Origin of the sequence: Priestia sp. JV24 (assembly GCF_025910025.1) — a bacterium.
Taxonomy (GTDB): domain Bacteria; phylum Bacillota; class Bacilli; order Bacillales; family Bacillaceae_H; genus Priestia; species Priestia megaterium.
The window spans coordinates 18,545-38,083 of record NZ_JAPCIN010000012.1; the positions used below are offsets into that span (position 1 = coordinate 18,545).

Genomic DNA, 19,539 nt, shown 5'->3' on the forward strand with positions numbered 1-19,539 from the left:
ACAAATGTGTTTTAGAAAAAGATCCGAATGATTCATCGTTCGGATCTTTTTCTTTTCTTCATAATTGCAAGAATTTTATGTTAAAATTTAGTGTGTTTGATACAGCTAGTGCAGAGCAGAGAGGAAGTAGAACAAATGAAAACAGAAACGGCATTATTCAAAGTAAAGGTGACAGCATGTTTATTATAGGAGCATTAGTAAATGGACTAGCGATTGTTGTAGGAACATTAATGGGCAAGCTTGCTCACCGCATTCCTGAAAAAGTAAGCGTGACGGTGATGCAAGTGATGGGGTTATCCGTTATCACGCTTGGTTTACAAATGGGTTTTAAAAGTCATCAGTTTTTAATTGTGATTTTGAGCTTAGCCATTGGAGCAGTTATTGGTGAGTTCATTGATTTAGATGAAAAGCTAAACCTTCTAGGCAATATAATTGAACGAAAATTTCAATCACAGCAAAATGACAAGCAAACATTCAGTATGTCACAGGGCTTTGTGACAGGAACGCTAATTTTTGTTATTGGAGCAATGGCAATCGTAGGAGCATTAGACAGCGGAATACGCGGCGATCACAGCGTATTGTTTACAAAAGCGGTGATGGATGGGTTTATCTCATTATTATTAACGACTACGCTTGGAATAGGCGTCATTTTCTCAGCTGTGCCCGTGTTTCTATACGAAGGCATTATTGCGTTATTTGCCACGCAAATTAATGCGGCTGTGCCGCAAGATTTAATGAATAGCATCATTGCCGAAGTCACAGGAGTAGGGGGCGTATTAATTTTAGCAATTGGGATTAATTTATTAGAAATTATTAAAATTAAAGTTGCGAATTTATTGCCTTCGATTTTAATTGCGGTTGTGATTGTAGTTGTACAGCATACATATTTTTTATGAAGAAAAAGCTTGTGAATAGTATTCGCAAGCTTTTTGTATCTATGAGCAAAAGTTAAGGGAATAGCAGGTATAAAGCGATGCGTGGATAATGGTATAAAATGAACCAAAAGCAAAAAGGAGGATTAAAAATGCCGAGTCCTGTTTTCAATAAAATGAATACGGTATTTATCCACGTAGCTCATTTAAAAACTTCGGTAAAATGGTATAGCGAGTTATTAAATCAAGAATACAAGATCAGCGAAGTTAAGAACCCAGTTTATAATCTTAACATTGATGGAGAAACAGGATTAACGCTAGACGCAGGTCCTGAAGGAAAAGAAAAACAAATAGCGGTTAGTCTCCATCCAATTTTTAATTTTCATACTGAAGATATTAAAGAAGCGTATGAATTTGTTAAAGGGCTGCACTATACGATTGATTCTCCGATTACTTCTTTTGAAGATTTTTCGTTTTTTACCATAAAAGATCCGGATGGACATGTGGTCATGATTTGTACAGGTTAAGTCGTTAGCTCCAAAAGTTTAAGGTATAGTATACTAAGAAGAAAACCCTAATGAGATGAAGTAAGGAGAAATACTGCTTATGAAAGACAATCAACAGATTACAGCTCTTATTGCTGCACAAGTGGAAAAGTTAGCACGTCAATTTGGCTATGACTTTTTATCTGAAAAACAAGGGAATCAAACGCTTTGTCAAATTCTTCAGCGAGATGAAGACGGATCTATTTTGGCAACGCCGCTTAGTTTTCATTTACATATGAATGAAGACAAAGGGACGGGAGATATTATTTACTACCATGAACAAGGAGAATTTAAGCGTCAGCAAGTGAATGTATATGAAGAAAACAGCCTTGTGAACGTGTTGTTATTTATCCAAGAGCGCTTAAAGGTCAATCGATAGAAGCGAGTTTCCTAACATATGCAAGAAAAAAGCAGGGAGTTAGTTCCCTGCTTTTTTTCTATGAATTGATATAGCGCAATCCTACGCGGTTATTAAAAATTTGGTTGTGATTTTTGAAGATAAAAGCACCTGCTGCGTGATCAATCACCAGCTCGTTGTCGTACACTTCTTCCATGTCATCATCAACAATAAATTCTAAGTCTTCAACCGTTACAACTTTTTCATAGGATTGAAGGCTGCGCTTTGAGATGATCTTCATTTCATAAATTGTATTAACAATATCGCAGCTTCCTCGATCAAAAGAAAGCTGAATCATTTGATTTTGTTCTACGTTCCGCAACGCTTCTTTTGCAGAAGGAGTGACGCGTATATTCATAATGATATCCTCCTTTTTCTATCCTCAAATTAAATTGTGTAAAATGTATTTAGCAATACTTTACTCGATTTTTATATCACCGGCAAGAAAAAAGCTTTCTTATATTATTTCCCTTTCGAACCAGAACAAAACGCTGCTTTTTTATCATCTTTCCATAAAGGCGTACATAGATATCACCTGTATATGATGAAAGGAAAAAGAATCGACTATAGAAAAGTGCCGATTCGTAATTCTTAGGTGTAAATGCTTAAAAATAGGAATATATTGTAATAAAATAAGAAGTTAAGTCATTTACCTATTTTAATAGTTATTGAGATAGTTTTGAATAATTGGTTTTATTTTCAATATATTGGGTACTTAAGTAGAGTACTTTGCACACGGTATTGCACCGAAAGACATCGGTTTATCGGACTAATTATTGTCTTATTTTGTCGAAGTAGTAGAATTTATGGAAACCATTCCTTATCATGTACAAAGTGACTAACAAAATACATAGGAGGTTCTGGTGTAGATGAGTGAGAAAGATCAAAACAGAACAACAGACGAAACAGCGGCTTCGCTAGAAACAGCGCCCGCTCCCAAAAAGGCACCGGCTAAATGGATTATCATTTTAGCAGCTTTAATTGTGATTATTGGAGGAGCAATTACATTTGCTACGGTATTTAAAAAATCTCCTAAGCAATTATACTTAATTTCTGAAGTAAATACGTATCAAAAAGCAGCTGATGAATTAGAAACAAAGTACAGTGAAACGATGGCTTATCAGGAAAAAGCGATGAAGCAGCCTTCTACTACAAATGCTACTATCAAAGGCGGCTTTAACATGGATTCACTTTCCTATGATCCAAGCTTTAAAATGATTCAAGATCTTATTAGTAAAGCGGAAATTAAAATTAAAGCGGAACAAGATCCGAAAAAAAGTGAAGGATACGGTTCACTGGCTCTTAATATCGGCGGTTCAAAAGCGCTTGACCTAGAAGGCTTTCAAACAAAAGAAAGAATAGGTTTTAAAGCCCCGATTCTTGCAAATGAATATTTCTATTTAAACTTAGACGAATATGGACAGGTAGCGCGTAAGTTCGATCCTTCTTATTCAGGTCCTGAAACGCTTGATATTAACACAAGCAACGTGAGTTTAGAAGACTTAAAGTTAACGGAAAAAGAAAAGACCTACATTGCAAAAGAGTACGGAACGTTCATTTATGATGAGCTAGACAGCGATTATTTTACCAAAGAAAAAAATGTGGATTATAAAACAAATGGCAAAACGCTTCAGTTAACAAGCGTGACGCTTAACATGTCTGATAAAGAAACAAAACAATTTATGGATAAGCTTATTGCGAAGGTAGCAAAAGATGACAAGCTTCATACCATCTATGCAAATCATGTATCTAAGCTGTTTAAATCTTCGGCAGCAACGAATCCAGAATTAAAAGATATGGCGGATCCAAAAGAATTGAAAAAATCAGTAAAAGAAAGTCTTCAAGACTTCCAAAAAGAAGCAAAAGATACGACTTACCCTGGCGGTGTTAAATCAACTGTGTACGTTCAAGATGATGTTGTGGTAGCTCGCGATATGAACATGGGCGTAAAAAATGCTTCTAACGATAAAGGCAAACTTAACGTAGTAACTAAAAATATTCCGTATGAAGATAACAAAACGGCTAAGCAGTTTAAAGCAGTTTTAGCGGATAGCACTACCGATGATGCGTTTACGTTTGATATGAAAAATAACGTAACAACGGAAAGTGAAAAACGAAAAGAAAACATGTCTATTCATTTGTTAACAAAAGATTCAAAAGATGAAGACACGAATATGACGTTTAAAATGAATTCAGTAATTAACGGTAAAACCGATGCAAAACAAACGGCTGACCGTACTTTCTCTTTAGACTTAGGTGATCAAGAAGATCTAGTAGTAAACGGAGAAGTAAAGCAAAATCAAGCAATAAGTGCTTCAAAAGGAAAAGCAGATTATTCGTTTGATATTCGTACAAAAATAGGACCAAAAGCAGATCCGGCAAACGTTACGTTAAAAATCGACTCTGCTTCTCAATTAAAAAAATCAGCCACTATTCCAGAGCTTGATGCGTCTAATGCAACAAATGTAAAAGATGTAACGCCTGAAGATATGCTGTCGATTCAAGAAAATTTCGCTAAAAATGTTCAAGGTCTCATGATGAATATGGGAACCGCTGGTTACTAAAAGGTGCAAAGCAGATGAAGATATATTTCTCTTTGACTCTTTTTACATGTAAAGCTCTATTGAAAAATATAAAATCTCTCATACTGCTAATAATGATCCCTGCTCTGTTTTTACTTGGAGCAGGGATCATTATTAGTCAGACCATGCAAGGTGAGGAGAAAGTCAATCGGTTTCCCGTGGCCATTGTGGATAAAGATGATACTGCACAAACGAAGTACGTCATCGAACAGCTGACTGAAGGTAAGCTTAGCAAGATTATGAAGCCTCTTTACACGAATGAAGAGAAAGCTAAACAGCTGATGCAGCAAAATAAAGTGGCAGCCATTGTAACGCTGCCAAAAGGTTTTAGTCACGATATTGCTCATGGAAAAAATCAGCCTTTACACGTCATTGGAAACAACAATAAGCCGCTTCAGTCACAGCTGTTTCGCTACGTGATGGAAAGTGCAGCCGACTACACGTCAGCCGCTCAAAGCGGTATTAATACGGTTGATACCTTTTTAGAAAAAGAAAATGTTTCCGATGAAAATAGACGCGCAGAGTTTAAGAAGAGCTTGGTGACGTTTGGGCTTCACGTGTTAGATAGAGGAAGTTTATTTGATGAACAAATAGAAACGAGTTTCTTTCAGCAGGATATGAAGCAATATTATGTCCTGTCTTTTGCTGCTTTGCTGCTTATGATTTGGAGCTACGGCGGATGGCTGCTTGCTAGTGAAACGCAGACTTCTCCCGTGCTGGCTCGAATGAAAACAAGAGGTGTATCGTTTGTCCACATTTATTTAGCGCAGCTGACGGCTCTGTTTGTTCTTTTGCTACCGGTATCTGTCGTTTTGTTTGGAAGCCTCATTAAAGGACTGAAACTGCCTGTAACCGGTACGTACGGAGAGCTTTTTTTAGGGGTAAGCGGAAGTTTGGTTGCTTTTTTATGTTTGTTTTTACTGCTTCGGGTTCTTTTTTTATCACAAAAAGCTTATCAAATAACCGGTTTGCTGTTTATTTTGCTGAGTGCGATGTTAAGTGGACATGTTGTGCCGATCGTCTATTTACCGGACTGGGCGAGTGGTTTTCAGAAATGGTCACTCAACACCCGTGTCTTGGAGCTGTTATTTTATGAATTTGATGGATATAACACAAACGAAGCTTTTCTTTACCTTAAGCCTATTCTCATTACGGCAGCAGGAAGTTTTGTTCTTGCCGTTGGCTACGTGATGATTATGCAAAGGCGGTGGAGAAAATGATCAGTGAAAAAATAAAGCAGCTGCTGAAGCGTCCTATGCTTATTGTCATGATTTTCTTTTTACCTTTAATAGGAACGGTCATCAGCAGCTCGTTTTTAGCAAAAGTACAAAGTGATTCAAAAATACCTGTTGCTCTTGTCGATCAAGATCATAGCAAAATGTCTAAACAAGTGGTGGATCGACTACAGAAAACAACAGAAATTCAGTTTATTTCCCTAAATGAAGAACAAGCGAGAAAGCAGCTGGCCAAAAATAAAATTGACAGCATTTTTATGTTTCCTAACGGATTTCAACAAGAAGTAGAAGCGGGGAATTATCAAGGAGTCATTGATTTGCTTACGCTGCCTTCCTCAGTTGCCACAGAAGCGGTTCGAGAAGTCGTGGCGAGTGAAGTGACAAGGTTAACGACAAATGTTAAAGCGGCAAATGAAGTGCGTTTTTTATATAGAGTTTATAACATTCATGCAGGACCGGATTTATGGAAAGAAGCGTATCGTTATACCGATAACCAGTGGAAGCCAAAGCCGCTGATGACAATTGATTACGAGGCGCAAGGAACGAAGCATACGAAGCAAGGGAGCGCTCAAGTGACCGGATACGTGCCGCTATGGGGATTCTTTACGCTTTTACTTTGCTGCCTCACATCAGATTGGATGATTAAAGAGAGGAAGCATCTTTTCAAACGAATGAAAACGATGCAAAAAGGGCTTTATGGTTATATTCGAAGCGTCAGCGCTGCTTATGCTGTGCTATACGTGTTTCAAGCTCTCATAAGCTTTGCTCTATTTAAATGGCTGTATGGAGTAGAGTCTTACAGTGTGCTGCTGTATATGTGTATCTATGTGATTGTGTGCGTTGCTTTTAGCACGTGGCTTGCAAGTGAAAGTCAGCGAGTTGGATCTTATTATATGATCAGCGTTGTCATGGTCACAGGACTCAGTATAATAGGAGGGAGCTTTTTCCCGGTAGGAGAGCTTTCTGCAACGATTGAAAGAATAAGTCAGTGGCTTCCGCAGCATCTGCTTCTGTATCAGCATGCACTGCCGCTTACGTTCATTTGGAAAGAGATAGCTGTTTCCATTGCATGTATATGTTTGTGCGCGTTTAAAATAGTGTGGAATGTGAGGAGCATCAAATGATTGAAATTAACAACGTTAGCAAAACATACGGAAAAAAACGGTCGTTAGCAAATGTTACGCTGACCGTAGAAAGTGGAGAAGTCATTGGCCTTTTAGGACCAAACGGCGCTGGTAAGTCGACGCTTCTGTCTATTTTGTCTACCATTACGGCTCCTTCAAGCGGGAATGTCACGATTGGGGGCTTATCGCTTAAGAAAAATCAAAAAGCGATTCGAGAAGTCATTGGCTATGTTCCACAGGACATAGCGCTGTGGGAAGAGCTTAGCGTAAAAGAAAACATGAAAATGTGGAGCAAAATGACTTCACGCTCTCTGTCGAATGTACAGCTTCAGTCTCTTTGCTCAGCTGTACAGCTCGAAGGAAGATGGAAGGAAAAAGTGAAAAATTTATCAGGAGGCATGAAGCGAAAGCTAAACATAGCCGTTTCACTTATTCATGAACCGTCCGTTTTGTTAATGGACGAGCCGACGGTCGGAATTGATTTGCAGTCCAAGCTTGAGATCATTCGTTATATTAAACAGCTGGCGGCAAAAGAAAAGACGATTATCTATATTACCCATGATTTGAATGAAATATTAGATGTATGTCATCGGTTTGCGGTCTTGAAGGAAGGAAAGCTGGAATTTGTCGGCACGATGGACCAAGCGAAGGAAAAGACTGGGGAAGAGGCAGAAGAGAACGTTGTGTATAAGCTGCTGCATGATTAAGATAAAGTAATGATAAAGTAATGATAAAAAAGAGCCGCTTCATGAAGAAGCGGCTCTTTCTATTATGCTTGTGTAACTTCTTGTTCTGGTGAATGACTTTCAGGCTGCACGCGTTCTTCTTCAGGAAGGGCACGTACTTCTACTTCTTTCATTTGGTGACCGTCCATTTCTTTTGCAATAAACTCGTATCCAAAAAGTTTGAACGATTCGCTTTCCTGGATATCGATATTTTGCATTAACATCCAGCCGCCAATTGTATCGATATCGTCGTTTTCAATTTCGATATGAAGGACTTCGTTAACTTCTTCAAGCAGTACTTTTGAGTTAAAGACAAAGTGCTGATCGCTGATTTTTTGAACAAGCGGCTTTTCATCTGTATCAAACTCATCTCGAATTTCTCCAACGATTTCTTCTAAAATATCTTCAACGGTAACGATACCAGCCGTACCGCCGTACTCATCAATCAACACAGCCATATGCGTACGTTTCTTTTGCATCGAGCGCAATAGGTCTTGAATCGCTACGGTTTCAATTACTTGAATAATAGGATTCATATAAAGCTTCACGCTTTGCTTTTTTAACGCATCGTTAATTACGACATCGTTTAGAATCTCTTTGACGTTGACTAAGCCGATAATGTTATCTTTGTCTCCGTCAACGGTAACAGGGTAACGAGTGTAGCGATCTTCTACAGCAAGCTTTAAGAAATCTTCAATGCTGTCGTCTTCAGAAACAGCTGAAATTTCTGTTCTTGGTACCATGATTTCGCGAGCAACACGGTTATCGAATTCGAAAATGTTGTTCACGTACTTATATTCAGACTGGTTAATTTCCCCGCCTTTAAAACTTTCTGATAAAATAATGCGCAGCTCTTCTTCACTGTGCGCAAGTTCATGCTCTGAAGCTGGCTTTAATCCAAACATTCCAGTTAATAAACGGGCAGAACCATTTAGTAACCAAATGAAGGGGAACATAATTTTATAGAATAAAATTAACGGACGAGCAAACAATAACGTAACGGTTTCAGCTTTTTGAATCGCAAATGTTTTTGGCGCTAATTCACCAACGACTACGTGAACAAACGTTACAAGCGCAAATGCGATAATGAATGAAAGAATATGTGTTAAAGATGCAGCAACACCCATTTTTTCAAACAGGGGTTCTACAATCTTCGCAACAGTCGGTTCTCCTAACCAACCGAGTCCTAAAGCAGTAATCGTAATACCAAGCTGACACGCAGATAAATATTCATCTAAGTGTGTCGTCACGGTTTTAACCGCATTCGCTCCTTTTTTTCCTTCAGCAACAAGTTGATCTACCCGTGAACTACGAAGCTTCACAATTGCAAACTCTGAAGCAACGAAAAAAGCAGTGAGTACAATTAAAATCGCAAAAATAATTAAGTTAATGGTTATCAATGAATATACTTACTTTATAATGCTATAAAGTAAGTAAACACCTCCTGTAAATAATAAATTTACGACAGCAGCAGCAGTAAAGAGTGCAAAAGAGTGACGCTTTCTGGTGAAAGCCGATTCATCATTACTTTTCGATCTTCTTCATTAAGCTTTTCCATAAGCGGTGCAACTTCTTTTAAACTGTCGTTTAGTACGTAAAATTTGGATGCTAATTCGTCTTTGGAGTGGCTATTCTCGGATTGCTCTATAGAAAATAGAGAAGAAATTTCTTCAAGAGAACGGCCTTCGCTTTTTAATTTTTCAATTAAGTAAAGACGTTTCAGCGCTTCTTCGTTATAAAAGCGATAGTTAGAAGCAGAGCGTTCTGCTTTTAACAAACCAATGTTGGTATAATAGTCAACCGTGCGTTTCGTTACATGTGCCATCTCTGCAAGTTCGCCAATTTTGTATGTCGCAACCCCATCAGAATACCACCTCCTTTAACTATGTCAACCATCACGTGATGGTTTTTATCTGTGTAACTATTTATCTTTTATCCTATCGTAATTAAGTATACGCGCGTAAGATCAAAAAGTTTCATTTTTTTATTAGCATTCAGTATATCTCAAAATAAGGTAGTTTGACAAAGATTTTATAAAAAAACTCGCTTATATTAAGCGAGTTTTTTAGTAGGATGACGTACGATAATGTGCATGCGTTCATACACATATTGAATACGTTCAGTATAATCTATGAACTCAGGGCTCATTGGAGATAGCTGATCAGCAATACGGTGCATAATAGCAGCTTCTTCTTTTAACGAATCTAAATTTTGAGTTCGGTCAATTCTTGCTTTAAATGTTAACGAAATCATGTTATTCACCTCGTTGTTATGTTACTTGTTATGAGGAGCTATGTCCGTGACTTTTATCACTCTCGTCAAAGGTGATAACGTAATTATTTGATGTTTGCCGGCATTTTGTGTAGGATGATTAGAAAAGGGTTTTTATGGGAGAATGAAATGAATTTAAAACGAATGCACCACGTAGCCATTATAGGAAGTAATTATGAACGTTCAAAAGCTTTTTATGTAAATGTGTTAGGATGCAAGATTATAGAAGAAACATATAGAAAAGAAAGAGATTCATATAAGCTAGATTTAGAAGTAGCTCCTGGCTATCAAATTGAGTTGTTCTCGTTTCCAAATCCGCCACGGCGTCCTTCAAGACCTGAAGCGTGCGGCTTACGCCATTTAGCTTTTGCGGTTGAAAGCGTAGAGGATTCCAAGCGTGAACTAGAGCAGCAAGGGATTGATGTGGAATCTATTAGGGTAGATGAACTAACGGGAAAAAAATTCACATTTTTTGCTGATCCGGATGGGTTACCGCTAGAGCTTTATGAAGAGAAAGAGGGGGAATAAGGAGTATGTGCAATTATTTATTTGTATACGGAACGCTTCTTGAAGGAGAAGGTAATCACGGATTGCTGCATCATGCGCGCCCTATTGCCAAGCAGGCAAAAACAAAAGGGAAATTATATGACACAAAGCAAGGCTACCCTATGCTTGATATCGACAGTGAACATATTGTGTACGGAGAAGTATATGAAGTGACCGATCAGCTTATGTGGAAGGCTCTTGATGAATTAGAAGGGTACATTCATGAAGGTCATAAAGACAATGAATATGATAAAGTTGTGCAAACGGTTGAAACGGACCAAGGTGAATTTGAAGCCGTTGTGTATGTGGCAAGCGATCGTTCGCTGCTGCACGAATTTATCCCGAGCGGAAACTGGCGCGTGTGGAAAGAAGATTTATTAGAAGGTATGCTGTATTTTGCTTACGGTTCATGTATGGATAACGATCGTTTTATTAAGCACGGGGTAGATCAGCATTTCCAAGACTGTCTCGGCAGAGCTGTTTTCAAAGGCTATACGCTTCGATATAACCACGTTATTCATGACGGAGGACGTGCAGACATGGTTGAAGAAGGCGGAGTCGTTGAAGGCAAACTGTACCGCGTGCCGCCTGAAGCAATTACGTACCTGTATGGCAGAGAAGGCGTAGATAATAACGGCTATCGTCCTGCTATTATTTCTGTCGAGCATGAAGGTAAGATGGTGGATCATGTTCTTACTTTTTTTGTGTTAAATAAAGAAAAAGAAGTCGCACCTCCGGATCATTATTCGACTGAAATTATTCGAGGGGCAACAGGTGTACTCAGCGAAGAATATGTTCAGAAGCTAATAGAACAAGTCCATGCGCTAAAAAATAGCGATGTTGTAAATAACTAATATAAAAAAAAGCAGGGACAAAAGTAGTTTAGTTGAAGAAAGCTCCGAACGATTACTCGTTCGGAGCTTTTTATTGTTATGGTGAACGTAGAGTTAATCTATTTAGCTGCTTCTAGCTGTTGATTGAATTGGTTTTGTTATGTGTTGAATTAGCTAAAGGAAACAGAGAATTCTGTTTGAAATACACCGTCTTTTGATAAACGGTTGATGCCTAATTTTTCTTTGAAATTTCCGTTGTGATCATGCGTATCTGCAATTCCAAACCAAGGTTCGATGCAAAGAAAAGGAGCGATTGTATGATTTTCTGCATCATACTTTGACCAAATACCGACATACGGGAAATCATTAAACTGAACGTTAATTTGATTTTCATTAACCGGCGATTTAATCGTAATTCCGTCAATATGACTAAAAATTAGCGCATCATTTGCAAATAAATCTGCGCTTAGCGGCAGCTGATGCAAATTTTCTGCAGCTCCTTTTTCATGAATAAGAGCGTCTTTTAATATAAATTCCTTCGGCGTAGTTTTAGAAGGCTCTATTTCTAAAAAGTAATCAGAAATCTGCTCGTTTTCACGTAACGGAATACGAAAAGCAGGGTGGGCTCCAATTGAAAAATACATATCGTCTTTATCTTCGTTCACTACTTTCCACTGAAAAGTTAATCGGTTATTTTCCAGACGGTAGCTGATTTCAACTGAACATTCAAACGGATATACGTCTTTAAAGCGGCCGTTTGTAGCAAATTGCAGCCGTGCCGTTTCGTTTGTTTGTTCGATCACGCTGAAAGCAGAATCACGTAAAAAACCGTGCTGTGGCAAAGAGTATTCGCGCTGATCAACGGTATACTGATCATTTTTTAATCGGCCTACGATTGGAAACAATACGGGGGATACTCGTCCCCAATAAGCGGGGTCTCCGCTCCACATGAACTGCAAGTCTTTTTCTTTATGAAATACTTCTACAACTTCCGCTCCTTTTTCTTGAATACTTACTTTCATTTTACTATTTTCTAGTACAATCATTACAACATCTCCCAAATCATTCTTGTACGCTCGAGCAGCCTCAAATGTACTGGCTTTGCCTATATTATACCCTTCTTGGCAAAAAAGGTATTAATTTCCCTATTTTTGTTCAAATTAATATAGAAAAAGGAGGGTTCAAATATGAATCATGCAACATTATTGCTCATTAAATTTGCAGCGGCACTTATTGCGTTTGGTATAGGCCTTGATTTGTTTTTTGATGCAACCATCGGAGACATTATTTCCTTTAGCTTGCTAACGACAGTTGTGACATATTTAGTAGTGGATCGAATTGTACTGCCTCGAGTGGGCAACCGTGATGCCATTATTGTTGAATTTGTTCTAACCTATATGAGCGTATGGATTTTTGGAACATTGTTATTAGACAGCTACGTTCAAATTGCTTGGGGAAGTATTATTTCTGCAGCTATTATTACATTTGCCGAGGTTTTTGTTCACCGCTACTTATTCAACCATATTGAAACGAAACATACAGCGAGAACGCGTCCCGCTTTTAAGCGAAAACTAGCGTATGACACAGAATTTGCAGAAGAACAGCATGTAGAAAACAAGGAAAATCCAAAATAAAAAGAAAGCTCACTTTTGAGCTTTCTTTTTTATGTGTTAATGCATAAGAGTCATTTCCTTTAAAGGCCAGTATTTCATATTGACTTCTCCTATGATCGAAGAAATCGGAGTGAGGCCAAAATGTCTGCCATCTCGGCTAATGCGTCTGTTGTCACCTAGCACTAATACGTATCCATCGGGTATCGTGCCGTCTTGAGACAGTTCGTACGTGGAAAAATTTTCAGTAAATCGCTCGTAAGCGGGTACTTTGGATAAATATTTATGAAGATGCGGTTCTTTTCTGACTTTGTTATTTATATACAGAACATCATCTTTGTATTCGACCGTTTCTCCTGGTAAGCCGACGATGCGCTTTACTAGAAAATCACTGCTATAGGGAGCTTGCAAAACGACAATGTCAAAGCGCTCCAGCTTGCTGTGTTTGTTAATAATAATTCGATTGCCTTCGTGCAAAATAGGCTTCATAGAATCGCCTTTTACAGTGTAGGGCTGAAACCAATAGTGCTGAACGACAACAGAAAGCAAAACAGTGCCGAGGATGACGCTTGTGTATGTAAGAATTTCACGCTTTAGTTTTTTATTGACCATAATGGATGAACACCTTCTTAACGGTAAGACTGTCAATTTAAGTTTTTCATAGAGATATAACAGTGTTGATTGTACCATTCAGAACTAAAGTTTTCCATATCTATATCTATCTGTTTATGCGTGTATGCCAAAAATATAAAAATATGCATGAGGGAACAAAAAATGAAAAGAGCCGTTATTCTAGGGAATAACGGCTCTTCTTTATTATAAGTGAGCGCGCTCAGTTCGAGTAGCTGGTTGATTTGGTTCTTCTTCCACAACAGGCTCAACAGGCTTATGCAGCTTGATTTCTTCTTCCAGCTCAGCAATTCGCTTGTTTTTCTGCTTCACTTGTCCTCTTAGTTGAACAATTTTTACAAAGCTCAATGAAGCAGCAACAACTCCTCCAAACACGGCCGTTGTTAAGATAATTAAAATAAGAGGCCATTTTTGTGAACCAAATACATAGTTAAATTGTACAGGATCGTTGTTAATTACAGCTAACACAGCAATGATAAGAGCAAATATAAGTCCTAAAATAAAAAAGCTCTGTCCTTTCATAAGCTGCACTTCCTTTCTTTACATGGTCATTACAACTTTTACAGCGTAACCACTCATCTTAAGTGTTTGCTATCTTGCTTATAGGTATACGTATCCACATTTAAACAAAATCAAACATTTTCTTGATTATATGTATCTTTCTTTTAAAACACAATATATCGATTGGTGTAGCAACTTTGACATGTCCAAAGACCTGGTATGTCGAATTTTTGGAATAAAGAGCTCGCGTATCCTTTTTGATTAAGCAGATTAAGCAGGGGGTGAGAGACTTCCATTTAAATCATATATGTACAAAGAGGCTGTGACATAACTGAATGAATCCAATCTAAAGACGAACAAATGAGATCCATGAGCTGAACCGCTTATGACACTGCAGTTGATTTCCATGCAAGACTTCGCTTTCCGCGGGCGGCCGCTGAGCCTCCTCGTCGCTTGCGCTCCTGCGGGGCCTCATCTGTCACGCTTTTCCCGCAGGAGTCTTCGTTTTACCCTTCAATCAACTGCTAGAAGGAACGAAACAGATGAAGCAGTATTCAAGTAACAAAAAAACGAACCACTCATCAAACATGTTGATCAATGGTTCGTTTTTCACTTGGGCTAAGATACTTTTGTCCCAGCCTCACTTTTATTAAAGCGGTTATATGAACTCAAGCTGAGACCTTGGCTTAATTGCATTAAACTATTTCATTATCTATCGCCCGGAGCAGGATGATCTACACCTTTGACATGATGCCGATGCTGGTTGTCTTCACTGGTATAAAAATCATAATAGTGAACGTGCATACCGTTGCCAATGGGAATAGCAGGGCCAGAGTAGGCTTTGTAATGATGTGTATGTCCGTCTTCAAAAACAACATAGCCTTCTGTATAGTGAATGTGGCTTCCATCCTCGCTTTGAATTGGAGGAGACGTTACATCGAGGCACTGATGGACATGTCCTGACGCAACAGAAGTGTAGTCGACTGAGCCATGATTATGATGAGGAACAAACCCTGAAATAAAATCATCTTTTCCTATTTTTTTCATTTTACTTCCCCCTACAAATTCAATTTTAAAAACTGTTTAAGTAAATTCTTTAAATTGGCATTTGAATTTCTCTTTTTAGTTAAATTCAAAAATACATGCTATTGATATGAACAAAGAAAAATAAATATGACTTTTGATAATCTGGATTTATAAAATAGGTAGTCTTCCTGTGTGTTTGCCGTTTCTACTTGATAACTTTCACATATATTTATTAAGAAAGGACAAGTTATGATACGAAAGGAAGTCAGCATAATGAGTTGGGAAAATAAAAAGAGTCTGTGTCAGGAGTTTGCGAGAATTCTAGGTGGACAAGGCAGTTTAGATGAAAATGGCGTTTGTTTGGTACAAAAGTTTCGGACGATTCGTTTTAAAATTTTAGGGCGTCCAACACGCTCTCCATTAGTTACTCCTCAATTTTTCACTTTTGAAGATTTAGATAGCAAGGGAAGAGCGCTAAATCTAGGTGAAACCGTGCTTTTGCAAGAAGAGGTAAATCCATTATTAACGGAGCTTAGAAAAAGAGATATTAAGGTTACAGCCGTTCACAACCATTGGCTATTTGAAGAGCCGAGAGCAATGTATATGCATTTTGAATCCGTAGAACCACCGTTAGATTTTGCACGAAAAGTAAGAGAAGCGTTTAGAGTATTAAAAGGATAAGAATCAGTTTTTTATAGAATCAGTTTATTCTTACTTACTGCTTTTAAAATTAGATTAATAAAACTTTAAACATGTATATTATATATTGGTTTATAAACTGCGCTTGAATGAACCTATCAGGTTAACTAATTTTTGAGCAGTGAGATTATTCGAGTACTTCTATCCAAATAAAAAAAGCACGCGTTCGCCGCGTGCTTTTTTTATGTATAAACTTAAAATGCGTTTAGGGTGTTATCGCTTAACCACTGTTTGCGTTCAGCTGCATCTTCGAATAACTCATCTGCATTTGTAAATTGAGAAGCAATGACATATTCAATTGTTGCAAGAGGAGCTGTTAGCAAACGCCAGTTTAATACGATTGTATTATCTTGAGTCGTAGCGTATTCTTCACCTAACTCGTCCCACTTAACAGATTCAGGAGCATTGTCTGCTGCTTTTTTAACAGATTTCAAAGCTTCTTGGAATTTTTCACCTGCGCGGCCTTGGTACCATTCTGTTAATAGTTGTCCAATACCTTCATTTGTTTGCTGCTCGTTCCAGCTTTCAGGTACTGTAGCAATGAATTTTGCACGGAATGTCATTTCAGCCTTTGCTACATCTCCACGAACGATGTTTAATCGATATTGACGTCCTAGGTAAGGGAATTTGTCTCCCTCTTCAAAAGAACCAGTTTTAGCTGCAGAAGCTGCTGCTTTAGGAGCCTCTTTTTTAGCTGTTTCTTTTTTTACTGCTTCTTTCTTTGGAGCAGCTGGCTTTTCCTCAGCTGGCTGTGAACCGTTTAGTTGTTTTAAAATCCATGTTGCTTTGCGTGCGATGATTGAACGCACATTGTTTTCATTAAGACCTCTTGGGATAATAACTTTTACCCCTTCTTTGTCACAAATTTGCACCGTGATATCGGTTCTATTTGGAACGACTTCAATTTTGTAGTCAATTGTTTGATTGCCTGTTTGATACGTATACATAAAATTTTTCGTACTCCTTTCTACAAATCTTCATTTTATAAGCAAAGGTAGAGTTTGGTCAAATGAAAGAATAATCAGACAGTTATCAACTGCTGTTGCAGCGCCTTGCAGAATGATATGTATTCCAATATTTAGTGGGAAAGCGCCAATAATAATTGCTTCAATTCTTCTTTAGTTTTTACAAAAACATATAAAAATATGCCGATACTACTAATATAGATTAGACATTCTATGTCTTTAGATGGTATAGGGAATGAAAAATAAAAAAAGCGTTTCAAAGTTTACATGTGAAATGCTATATATGATGGTCATAACACTTACTGTAATTGAAGTGACAAATTATTATCTTATTATGAAACAAGAGCAAGCAGCCTCGATTATGCTAGTGATTACATTTCTGTTTGCTTTTCTTACAACTACCGTGTTCTATTTTATCATACGTCGCTCTATAATGGCGGTTGAAAATTTAACGAAAGTAATGAAAGGGGTTTCGTAAGGGGATTTATTGATATTTGTTCAGTATAATAAACTGTAAGTATTGGTTTTTATGATAGCTTTCATAGAAAGAGATAATGAAAATTGACACGTTATAAAAGCAGTTGTATAGTGAGTACGCAAGGCGGCAGTCTGTCTTTTTTAATTCTTAGTAAACTTATAAGTTAAATAAAATATTTATACATAAGGAGACGAAGGGATGAAAAATGAATTCCGTTTGGCAACAAATGACGACGCAGATAACTTATTGAACTTAACTCTACAAGCATATAAGCCTATTCGAGAGATAGGCATTCCTTTCTTAGCAGCTACTGCTGATCTTGCCCTCGTTAAGAAAAATATTTCTCAAAACCTTTGCTATGTATATGAAGAAGAGAAAAGAATCGCTGCAACTGTGTCTATACGAATGCCTTGGGGAGAACATCCAGGTCCGTTTGCTGTTCCGCATCTTTGGTGGTTTGCAGTAGACCCGTCGTTTGCCAGGAAAGGCATTGGATCTAAGCTGCTGCATCTAGTAGAGGAAGAGATAATAAAAAATATGTTTAAATCACCAGGTGTGTCTTTAGGAACAGCAAAAGAACATCCTTGGTTAGTTGAGATGTATGAACGAAAAGGATATGTTCAAGCTAAAGAAAAGCACCTTGCAGAAGGTTATACGACCGTATTTCTTTATAAAAAATTTAATAAGGTACACTCTTTGTCATAAAAGATAGAGAAGTTCTCCAAATTAAGAAATGTGAAAGAGTGATAAATATGACAGATCAATTACTACTAAATACGCTAATAGACATACGCCGTGAGCTGCACCGGTTTCCAGAGCTTTCAATGAAAGAATATGAAACAACTAAACGTATTAAAAAGTGGTTAAAGCACTATGATATTTCTATAGCTGATGCATTCCAATTAGACGTAGGAGCAGTAGCGGAAATTGTGGGAGGAAAGCCGGGACCTACTATCGCAATTCGAGCTGATATTGATGCGCTGCCAATTGAAGAAAAAACCAATCTGCCATTTGCATCTGAAGTAAACGGAGTTATGCACGCATGCGGCCATGATTTTCATACAGCTTCTATAATCGGAGCAGCCACTCTTCTTAAAGAGCGTCAGCAGGAGCTTTGCGGTACGGTACGGTTTATCTTTCAACCGGCTGAAGAAACGGCTTCAGGGGCAAAAATGCTAGTTGAAAAAGGTGTGCTCGAAGGAGTAGAAGCGATATTTGGGATGCATAACAAACCGGATCTTCCTGTAGGAACCATTGGCATCAAATCGGGAGCTTTAATGGCAAGCGTTGATCGTTTTGAAATTGACATCAAAGGAGTAGGAGGTCACGCGGGCATCCCTGAAAAAACAGTAGATCCGATTGCTGCTGCTGGTCAAATTGTTACTAGTTTACAAACCATTGTCAGCCGTAATCTCAGCCCCTTTCAAAATGTTGTTGTCAGCATAACTCAAATCCATGGAGGGAGCTCGTGGAACGTCATTCCTGACAAAGTAACGCTTGAAGGAACGGTGCGTACCTTTCAAGAAGAAGCGAGAGAAAAAATACCGGGTCTTATGAAACGAACTGCTGAAGGGATTGGAGCAGCTTTCGGGGCTTCAGTAGACGTTAAATGGTATCCATATCTTCCTGTAGTAAACAATGATGATACGCTGGAAAAACTGGCTATTAACGCTGCAGAGAATCTTAGTTATCAAGTCGTAGAAGCTGAACAATCGCCTGGAGGAGAAGACTTTGCCGTATATCAGCAGCATGTACCAGGATTTTTTGTATGGATGGGTACAGCTGGAGAATATGAATGGCACCATCCTTCTTTTTCATTAAATGAAGAGGCATTGCTTGTAGCAGCTTCTTATTTTGCTAATCTAAGCTTTCATTTTTTGAATTCATTCCATTACCGAAAAAATTAAAATATTTTTATTTTTCTATTTACGGGGATGGAATTGTTTGATAAAATAAATTTTAAATTAAAAAGTTATCACGAGTGGACGAGAGATCTGGCTCTTTGACTCCACAGCAACCTACGAATGTAAGGTGCTCCTACCAGCAAAGCATGTGCTTTGGGTGATAAAACGGGTGAAAAACTCATTTTGCATCAAAGCAAAATGAGTTTTTTTTATTTTTCTAAAAGGAGAGGGTTTTATGAGTCATACAGCAGTTGCAGCACATACAGGAGAGAAAGCATTAAAGGAAGCAGTGAAATTATTAGGAAAGCATTATCAAGTAGCTTATCGTGAGTTAGAAACATTTTATGAAATTGTGGTCGAAAACCATGTTCGTACATATGCTGTAGGCATAGATATTAAAGATATACAAAAAGCAAATGAACTAGAAATTTATTCATCATGCTGTTCCAAGCTTGAGCGAGTAGGCTGTCTTTTATAGAAGAAGTCTGCTCGCGCCTCTATTTTTTAAGTGTTTTTAAATAGAAAGCATGGTTTTTGACAAGCAAAGAATCTGGTGGGTATAATCAATACTCAATAGATTTTAAAATTAATCATAA

24 protein-coding genes and 1 riboswitch are annotated in these 19,539 nt (G+C 37.9%); of the genes, 15 read left to right on the forward strand and 9 right to left on the reverse strand.

Going from position 1 to position 19,539, the window contains the following annotated elements:
- Positions 1-176: 176 nt before the first annotated feature.
- The 3 genes from OK414_RS05770 (at position 177) to OK414_RS05780 (ending at position 1,796) form a co-directional block, all read left to right on the forward strand.
- Positions 177-896 (forward strand): DUF554 domain-containing protein, encoded by a 720-nt coding sequence (locus OK414_RS05770; protein WP_205663024.1) that lies wholly within the window; start codon positions 177-179, stop codon positions 894-896.
- Positions 897-1,024: 128 nt separating this feature from the next.
- Positions 1,025-1,399 carry a VOC family protein gene (locus tag OK414_RS05775; protein ID WP_205662482.1) on the forward strand — a complete coding sequence of 125 codons (375 nt, stop codon included), beginning with the start codon at positions 1,025-1,027 and terminating at the stop codon, positions 1,397-1,399.
- A 79-nt stretch (positions 1,400-1,478) separates the two neighbouring features.
- Positions 1,479-1,796, forward strand: coding sequence for a hypothetical protein (locus tag OK414_RS05780; protein ID WP_013082157.1), 318 nt, complete (start codon positions 1,479-1,481; stop codon positions 1,794-1,796).
- A gap of 58 nt (positions 1,797-1,854) precedes the next feature.
- On the opposite strand, the gene OK414_RS05785 is transcribed toward OK414_RS05780, so the two are convergent.
- Complete coding sequence (locus OK414_RS05785; RefSeq protein ID WP_013082158.1) at positions 1,855-2,172, reverse strand: iron-sulfur cluster biosynthesis family protein; 318 nt, start codon at positions 2,170-2,172, stop codon at positions 1,855-1,857.
- 511 nt (positions 2,173-2,683) lie between these two features.
- On the opposite strand from OK414_RS05785, the gene OK414_RS05790 reads away from it, so the two are divergent.
- Genes OK414_RS05790 through OK414_RS05805 form a run of 4 tightly spaced genes read left to right on the forward strand, consistent with a single transcriptional unit; the run spans position 2,684 to position 7,462 of the window.
- Positions 2,684-4,378 carry a DUF6583 family protein gene (locus OK414_RS05790; protein WP_034653638.1) on the forward strand — a complete coding sequence of 565 codons (1,695 nt, stop codon included), beginning with the start codon at positions 2,684-2,686 and terminating at the stop codon, positions 4,376-4,378.
- A 14-nt stretch (positions 4,379-4,392) separates the two neighbouring features.
- Entirely contained in the window at positions 4,393-5,616 is a 1,224-nt protein-coding gene (locus OK414_RS05795) for an ABC transporter permease (protein ID WP_263045450.1), read from the forward strand.
- The gene (locus OK414_RS05800; RefSeq protein ID WP_263045449.1) at positions 5,613-6,755 is read left to right on the forward strand and encodes an ABC transporter permease; all 1,143 of its coding nucleotides are present in this window, start codon (positions 5,613-5,615) and stop codon (positions 6,753-6,755) included. Before OK414_RS05795 ends, OK414_RS05800 begins: the two co-directional genes overlap by 4 nt.
- Complete coding sequence (locus OK414_RS05805) at positions 6,752-7,462, forward strand: ABC transporter ATP-binding protein (RefSeq protein WP_263045448.1); 711 nt, start codon at positions 6,752-6,754, stop codon at positions 7,460-7,462. The genes OK414_RS05800 and OK414_RS05805 overlap by 4 nt, the downstream gene beginning before the upstream one ends.
- Positions 7,463-7,524: 62 nt before the next feature.
- Here the strand turns inward: OK414_RS05805 and OK414_RS05810 are convergent, their stop codons facing one another.
- The 3 genes from OK414_RS05810 to OK414_RS05820 all read right to left on the reverse strand — a co-directional run bounded on the left by OK414_RS05810 (position 7,525) and on the right by OK414_RS05820 (position 9,733).
- On the reverse strand, positions 7,525-8,880 hold the full coding sequence (locus OK414_RS05810) for a hemolysin family protein (protein WP_013082163.1): 1,356 nt from the start codon (positions 8,878-8,880) through the stop codon (positions 7,525-7,527).
- Between the two features lie 59 nt (positions 8,881-8,939).
- A complete protein-coding gene (locus OK414_RS05815; RefSeq protein ID WP_013055894.1) occupies positions 8,940-9,305 on the reverse strand; it encodes a MerR family transcriptional regulator in 366 nt (121 codons plus the stop codon).
- A 227-nt stretch (positions 9,306-9,532) separates the two neighbouring features.
- The gene (locus OK414_RS05820; RefSeq protein WP_013082164.1) at positions 9,533-9,733 is read right to left on the reverse strand and encodes a hypothetical protein; all 201 of its coding nucleotides are present in this window, start codon (positions 9,731-9,733) and stop codon (positions 9,533-9,535) included.
- 147 nt (positions 9,734-9,880) lie between these two features.
- Here OK414_RS05820 and OK414_RS05825 point away from each other — a divergent pair, with 147 nt between their 5' ends.
- Positions 9,881-10,279: a VOC family protein gene (locus OK414_RS05825; RefSeq protein WP_016763335.1), complete on the forward strand. Its 399-nt coding sequence runs from the start codon at positions 9,881-9,883 to the stop codon at positions 10,277-10,279.
- Between the two features lie 5 nt (positions 10,280-10,284).
- Positions 10,285-11,151, forward strand: a complete 867-nt coding sequence (locus tag OK414_RS05830; RefSeq protein ID WP_013082166.1) for a gamma-glutamylcyclotransferase — start codon at positions 10,285-10,287, stop codon at positions 11,149-11,151.
- Between the two features lie 149 nt (positions 11,152-11,300).
- On the opposite strand, the gene OK414_RS05835 is transcribed toward OK414_RS05830, so the two are convergent.
- Positions 11,301-12,176, reverse strand: coding sequence for an aldose 1-epimerase family protein (locus tag OK414_RS05835; protein ID WP_034653631.1), 876 nt, complete (start codon positions 12,174-12,176; stop codon positions 11,301-11,303).
- Between the two features lie 141 nt (positions 12,177-12,317).
- Here OK414_RS05835 and OK414_RS05840 point away from each other — a divergent pair, with 141 nt between their 5' ends.
- A complete protein-coding gene (locus OK414_RS05840) occupies positions 12,318-12,764 on the forward strand; it encodes a YndM family protein (RefSeq protein WP_016763336.1) in 447 nt (148 codons plus the stop codon).
- 36 nt (positions 12,765-12,800) lie between these two features.
- Here OK414_RS05840 and lepB read toward each other — a convergent pair whose 3' ends face one another.
- The 3 genes from lepB to OK414_RS05855 all read right to left on the reverse strand — a co-directional run bounded on the left by lepB (position 12,801) and on the right by OK414_RS05855 (position 14,918).
- Positions 12,801-13,352: a signal peptidase I gene (gene lepB / locus OK414_RS05845; RefSeq protein ID WP_263045447.1), complete on the reverse strand. Its 552-nt coding sequence runs from the start codon at positions 13,350-13,352 to the stop codon at positions 12,801-12,803.
- Positions 13,353-13,556: 204 nt separating this feature from the next.
- Complete coding sequence (locus OK414_RS05850; protein WP_263045446.1) at positions 13,557-13,892, reverse strand: lipopolysaccharide assembly LapA domain-containing protein; 336 nt, start codon at positions 13,890-13,892, stop codon at positions 13,557-13,559.
- 687 nt (positions 13,893-14,579) lie between these two features.
- On the reverse strand, positions 14,580-14,918 hold the full coding sequence (locus OK414_RS05855) for a YmaF family protein (protein ID WP_013055902.1): 339 nt from the start codon (positions 14,916-14,918) through the stop codon (positions 14,580-14,582).
- 252 nt (positions 14,919-15,170) lie between these two features.
- On the opposite strand from OK414_RS05855, the gene OK414_RS05860 reads away from it, so the two are divergent.
- Positions 15,171-15,578, forward strand: coding sequence for a DUF1259 domain-containing protein (locus tag OK414_RS05860; RefSeq protein ID WP_016763340.1), 408 nt, complete (start codon positions 15,171-15,173; stop codon positions 15,576-15,578).
- Between the two features lie 212 nt (positions 15,579-15,790).
- On the opposite strand, the gene OK414_RS05865 is transcribed toward OK414_RS05860, so the two are convergent.
- Positions 15,791-16,543 carry a M48 family metallopeptidase gene (locus tag OK414_RS05865; RefSeq protein ID WP_028414208.1) on the reverse strand — a complete coding sequence of 251 codons (753 nt, stop codon included), beginning with the start codon at positions 16,541-16,543 and terminating at the stop codon, positions 15,791-15,793.
- A gap of 301 nt (positions 16,544-16,844) precedes the next feature.
- Between OK414_RS05865 and OK414_RS05870 the strand changes: the two genes are divergently transcribed.
- From OK414_RS05870 to OK414_RS05885, 4 genes are all read left to right on the forward strand, one after another.
- Complete coding sequence (locus tag OK414_RS05870) at positions 16,845-17,039, forward strand: hypothetical protein (protein ID WP_228459472.1); 195 nt, start codon at positions 16,845-16,847, stop codon at positions 17,037-17,039.
- Positions 17,040-17,237: 198 nt separating this feature from the next.
- Complete coding sequence (locus tag OK414_RS05875) at positions 17,238-17,744, forward strand: GNAT family N-acetyltransferase (protein ID WP_016763343.1); 507 nt, start codon at positions 17,238-17,240, stop codon at positions 17,742-17,744.
- Positions 17,745-17,791: 47 nt separating this feature from the next.
- Positions 17,792-18,946 carry an amidohydrolase gene (locus tag OK414_RS05880; RefSeq protein ID WP_205662487.1) on the forward strand — a complete coding sequence of 385 codons (1,155 nt, stop codon included), beginning with the start codon at positions 17,792-17,794 and terminating at the stop codon, positions 18,944-18,946.
- 62 nt (positions 18,947-19,008) lie between these two features.
- Positions 19,009-19,110, forward strand: a riboswitch (SAM riboswitch).
- A gap of 68 nt (positions 19,111-19,178) precedes the next feature.
- Positions 19,179-19,421 (forward strand): hypothetical protein, encoded by a 243-nt coding sequence (locus OK414_RS05885; protein WP_013082177.1) that lies wholly within the window; start codon positions 19,179-19,181, stop codon positions 19,419-19,421.
- The last annotated feature ends 118 nt before the right edge of the window (positions 19,422-19,539 follow it).

Excerpts from the sequence above, each read along its gene's own strand:
- OK414_RS05770 (WP_205663024.1), top strand. The coding sequence starts at position 177 with ATGTTTATTATAGGAGCATTAGTAAATGGACTAGCGATTGTTGTAGGA.
- OK414_RS05775 (WP_205662482.1), top strand. The coding sequence starts at position 1,025 with ATGCCGAGTCCTGTTTTCAATAAAATGAATACGGTATTTATCCACGTA.
- OK414_RS05780 (WP_013082157.1), top strand. The coding sequence starts at position 1,479 with ATGAAAGACAATCAACAGATTACAGCTCTTATTGCTGCACAAGTGGAA.
- OK414_RS05785 (WP_013082158.1), bottom strand. The coding sequence starts at position 2,172 with ATGAATATACGCGTCACTCCTTCTGCAAAAGAAGCGTTGCGGAACGTA.
- OK414_RS05790 (WP_034653638.1), top strand. The coding sequence starts at position 2,684 with ATGAGTGAGAAAGATCAAAACAGAACAACAGACGAAACAGCGGCTTCG.
- OK414_RS05795 (WP_263045450.1), top strand. The coding sequence starts at position 4,393 with ATGAAGATATATTTCTCTTTGACTCTTTTTACATGTAAAGCTCTATTG.
- OK414_RS05800 (WP_263045449.1), top strand. The coding sequence starts at position 5,613 with ATGATCAGTGAAAAAATAAAGCAGCTGCTGAAGCGTCCTATGCTTATT.
- OK414_RS05805 (WP_263045448.1), top strand. The coding sequence starts at position 6,752 with ATGATTGAAATTAACAACGTTAGCAAAACATACGGAAAAAAACGGTCG.
- OK414_RS05815 (WP_013055894.1), bottom strand. The coding sequence starts at position 9,305 with ATGGCACATGTAACGAAACGCACGGTTGACTATTATACCAACATTGGT.
- OK414_RS05820 (WP_013082164.1), bottom strand. The coding sequence starts at position 9,733 with ATGATTTCGTTAACATTTAAAGCAAGAATTGACCGAACTCAAAATTTA.
- OK414_RS05825 (WP_016763335.1), top strand. The coding sequence starts at position 9,881 with ATGAATTTAAAACGAATGCACCACGTAGCCATTATAGGAAGTAATTAT.
- OK414_RS05830 (WP_013082166.1), top strand. The coding sequence starts at position 10,285 with ATGTGCAATTATTTATTTGTATACGGAACGCTTCTTGAAGGAGAAGGT.
- OK414_RS05835 (WP_034653631.1), bottom strand. The coding sequence starts at position 12,176 with ATGATTGTACTAGAAAATAGTAAAATGAAAGTAAGTATTCAAGAAAAA.
- OK414_RS05840 (WP_016763336.1), top strand. The coding sequence starts at position 12,318 with ATGAATCATGCAACATTATTGCTCATTAAATTTGCAGCGGCACTTATT.
- lepB (WP_263045447.1), bottom strand. The coding sequence starts at position 13,352 with ATGGTCAATAAAAAACTAAAGCGTGAAATTCTTACATACACAAGCGTC.
- OK414_RS05850 (WP_263045446.1), bottom strand. The coding sequence starts at position 13,892 with ATGAAAGGACAGAGCTTTTTTATTTTAGGACTTATATTTGCTCTTATC.
- OK414_RS05855 (WP_013055902.1), bottom strand. The coding sequence starts at position 14,918 with ATGAAAAAAATAGGAAAAGATGATTTTATTTCAGGGTTTGTTCCTCAT.
- OK414_RS05860 (WP_016763340.1), top strand. The coding sequence starts at position 15,171 with ATGAGTTGGGAAAATAAAAAGAGTCTGTGTCAGGAGTTTGCGAGAATT.
- OK414_RS05865 (WP_028414208.1), bottom strand. The coding sequence starts at position 16,543 with ATGTATACGTATCAAACAGGCAATCAAACAATTGACTACAAAATTGAA.
- OK414_RS05870 (WP_228459472.1), top strand. The coding sequence starts at position 16,845 with ATGATGGTCATAACACTTACTGTAATTGAAGTGACAAATTATTATCTT.
- OK414_RS05875 (WP_016763343.1), top strand. The coding sequence starts at position 17,238 with ATGAAAAATGAATTCCGTTTGGCAACAAATGACGACGCAGATAACTTA.
- OK414_RS05880 (WP_205662487.1), top strand. The coding sequence starts at position 17,792 with ATGACAGATCAATTACTACTAAATACGCTAATAGACATACGCCGTGAG.
- OK414_RS05885 (WP_013082177.1), top strand. The coding sequence starts at position 19,179 with ATGAGTCATACAGCAGTTGCAGCACATACAGGAGAGAAAGCATTAAAG.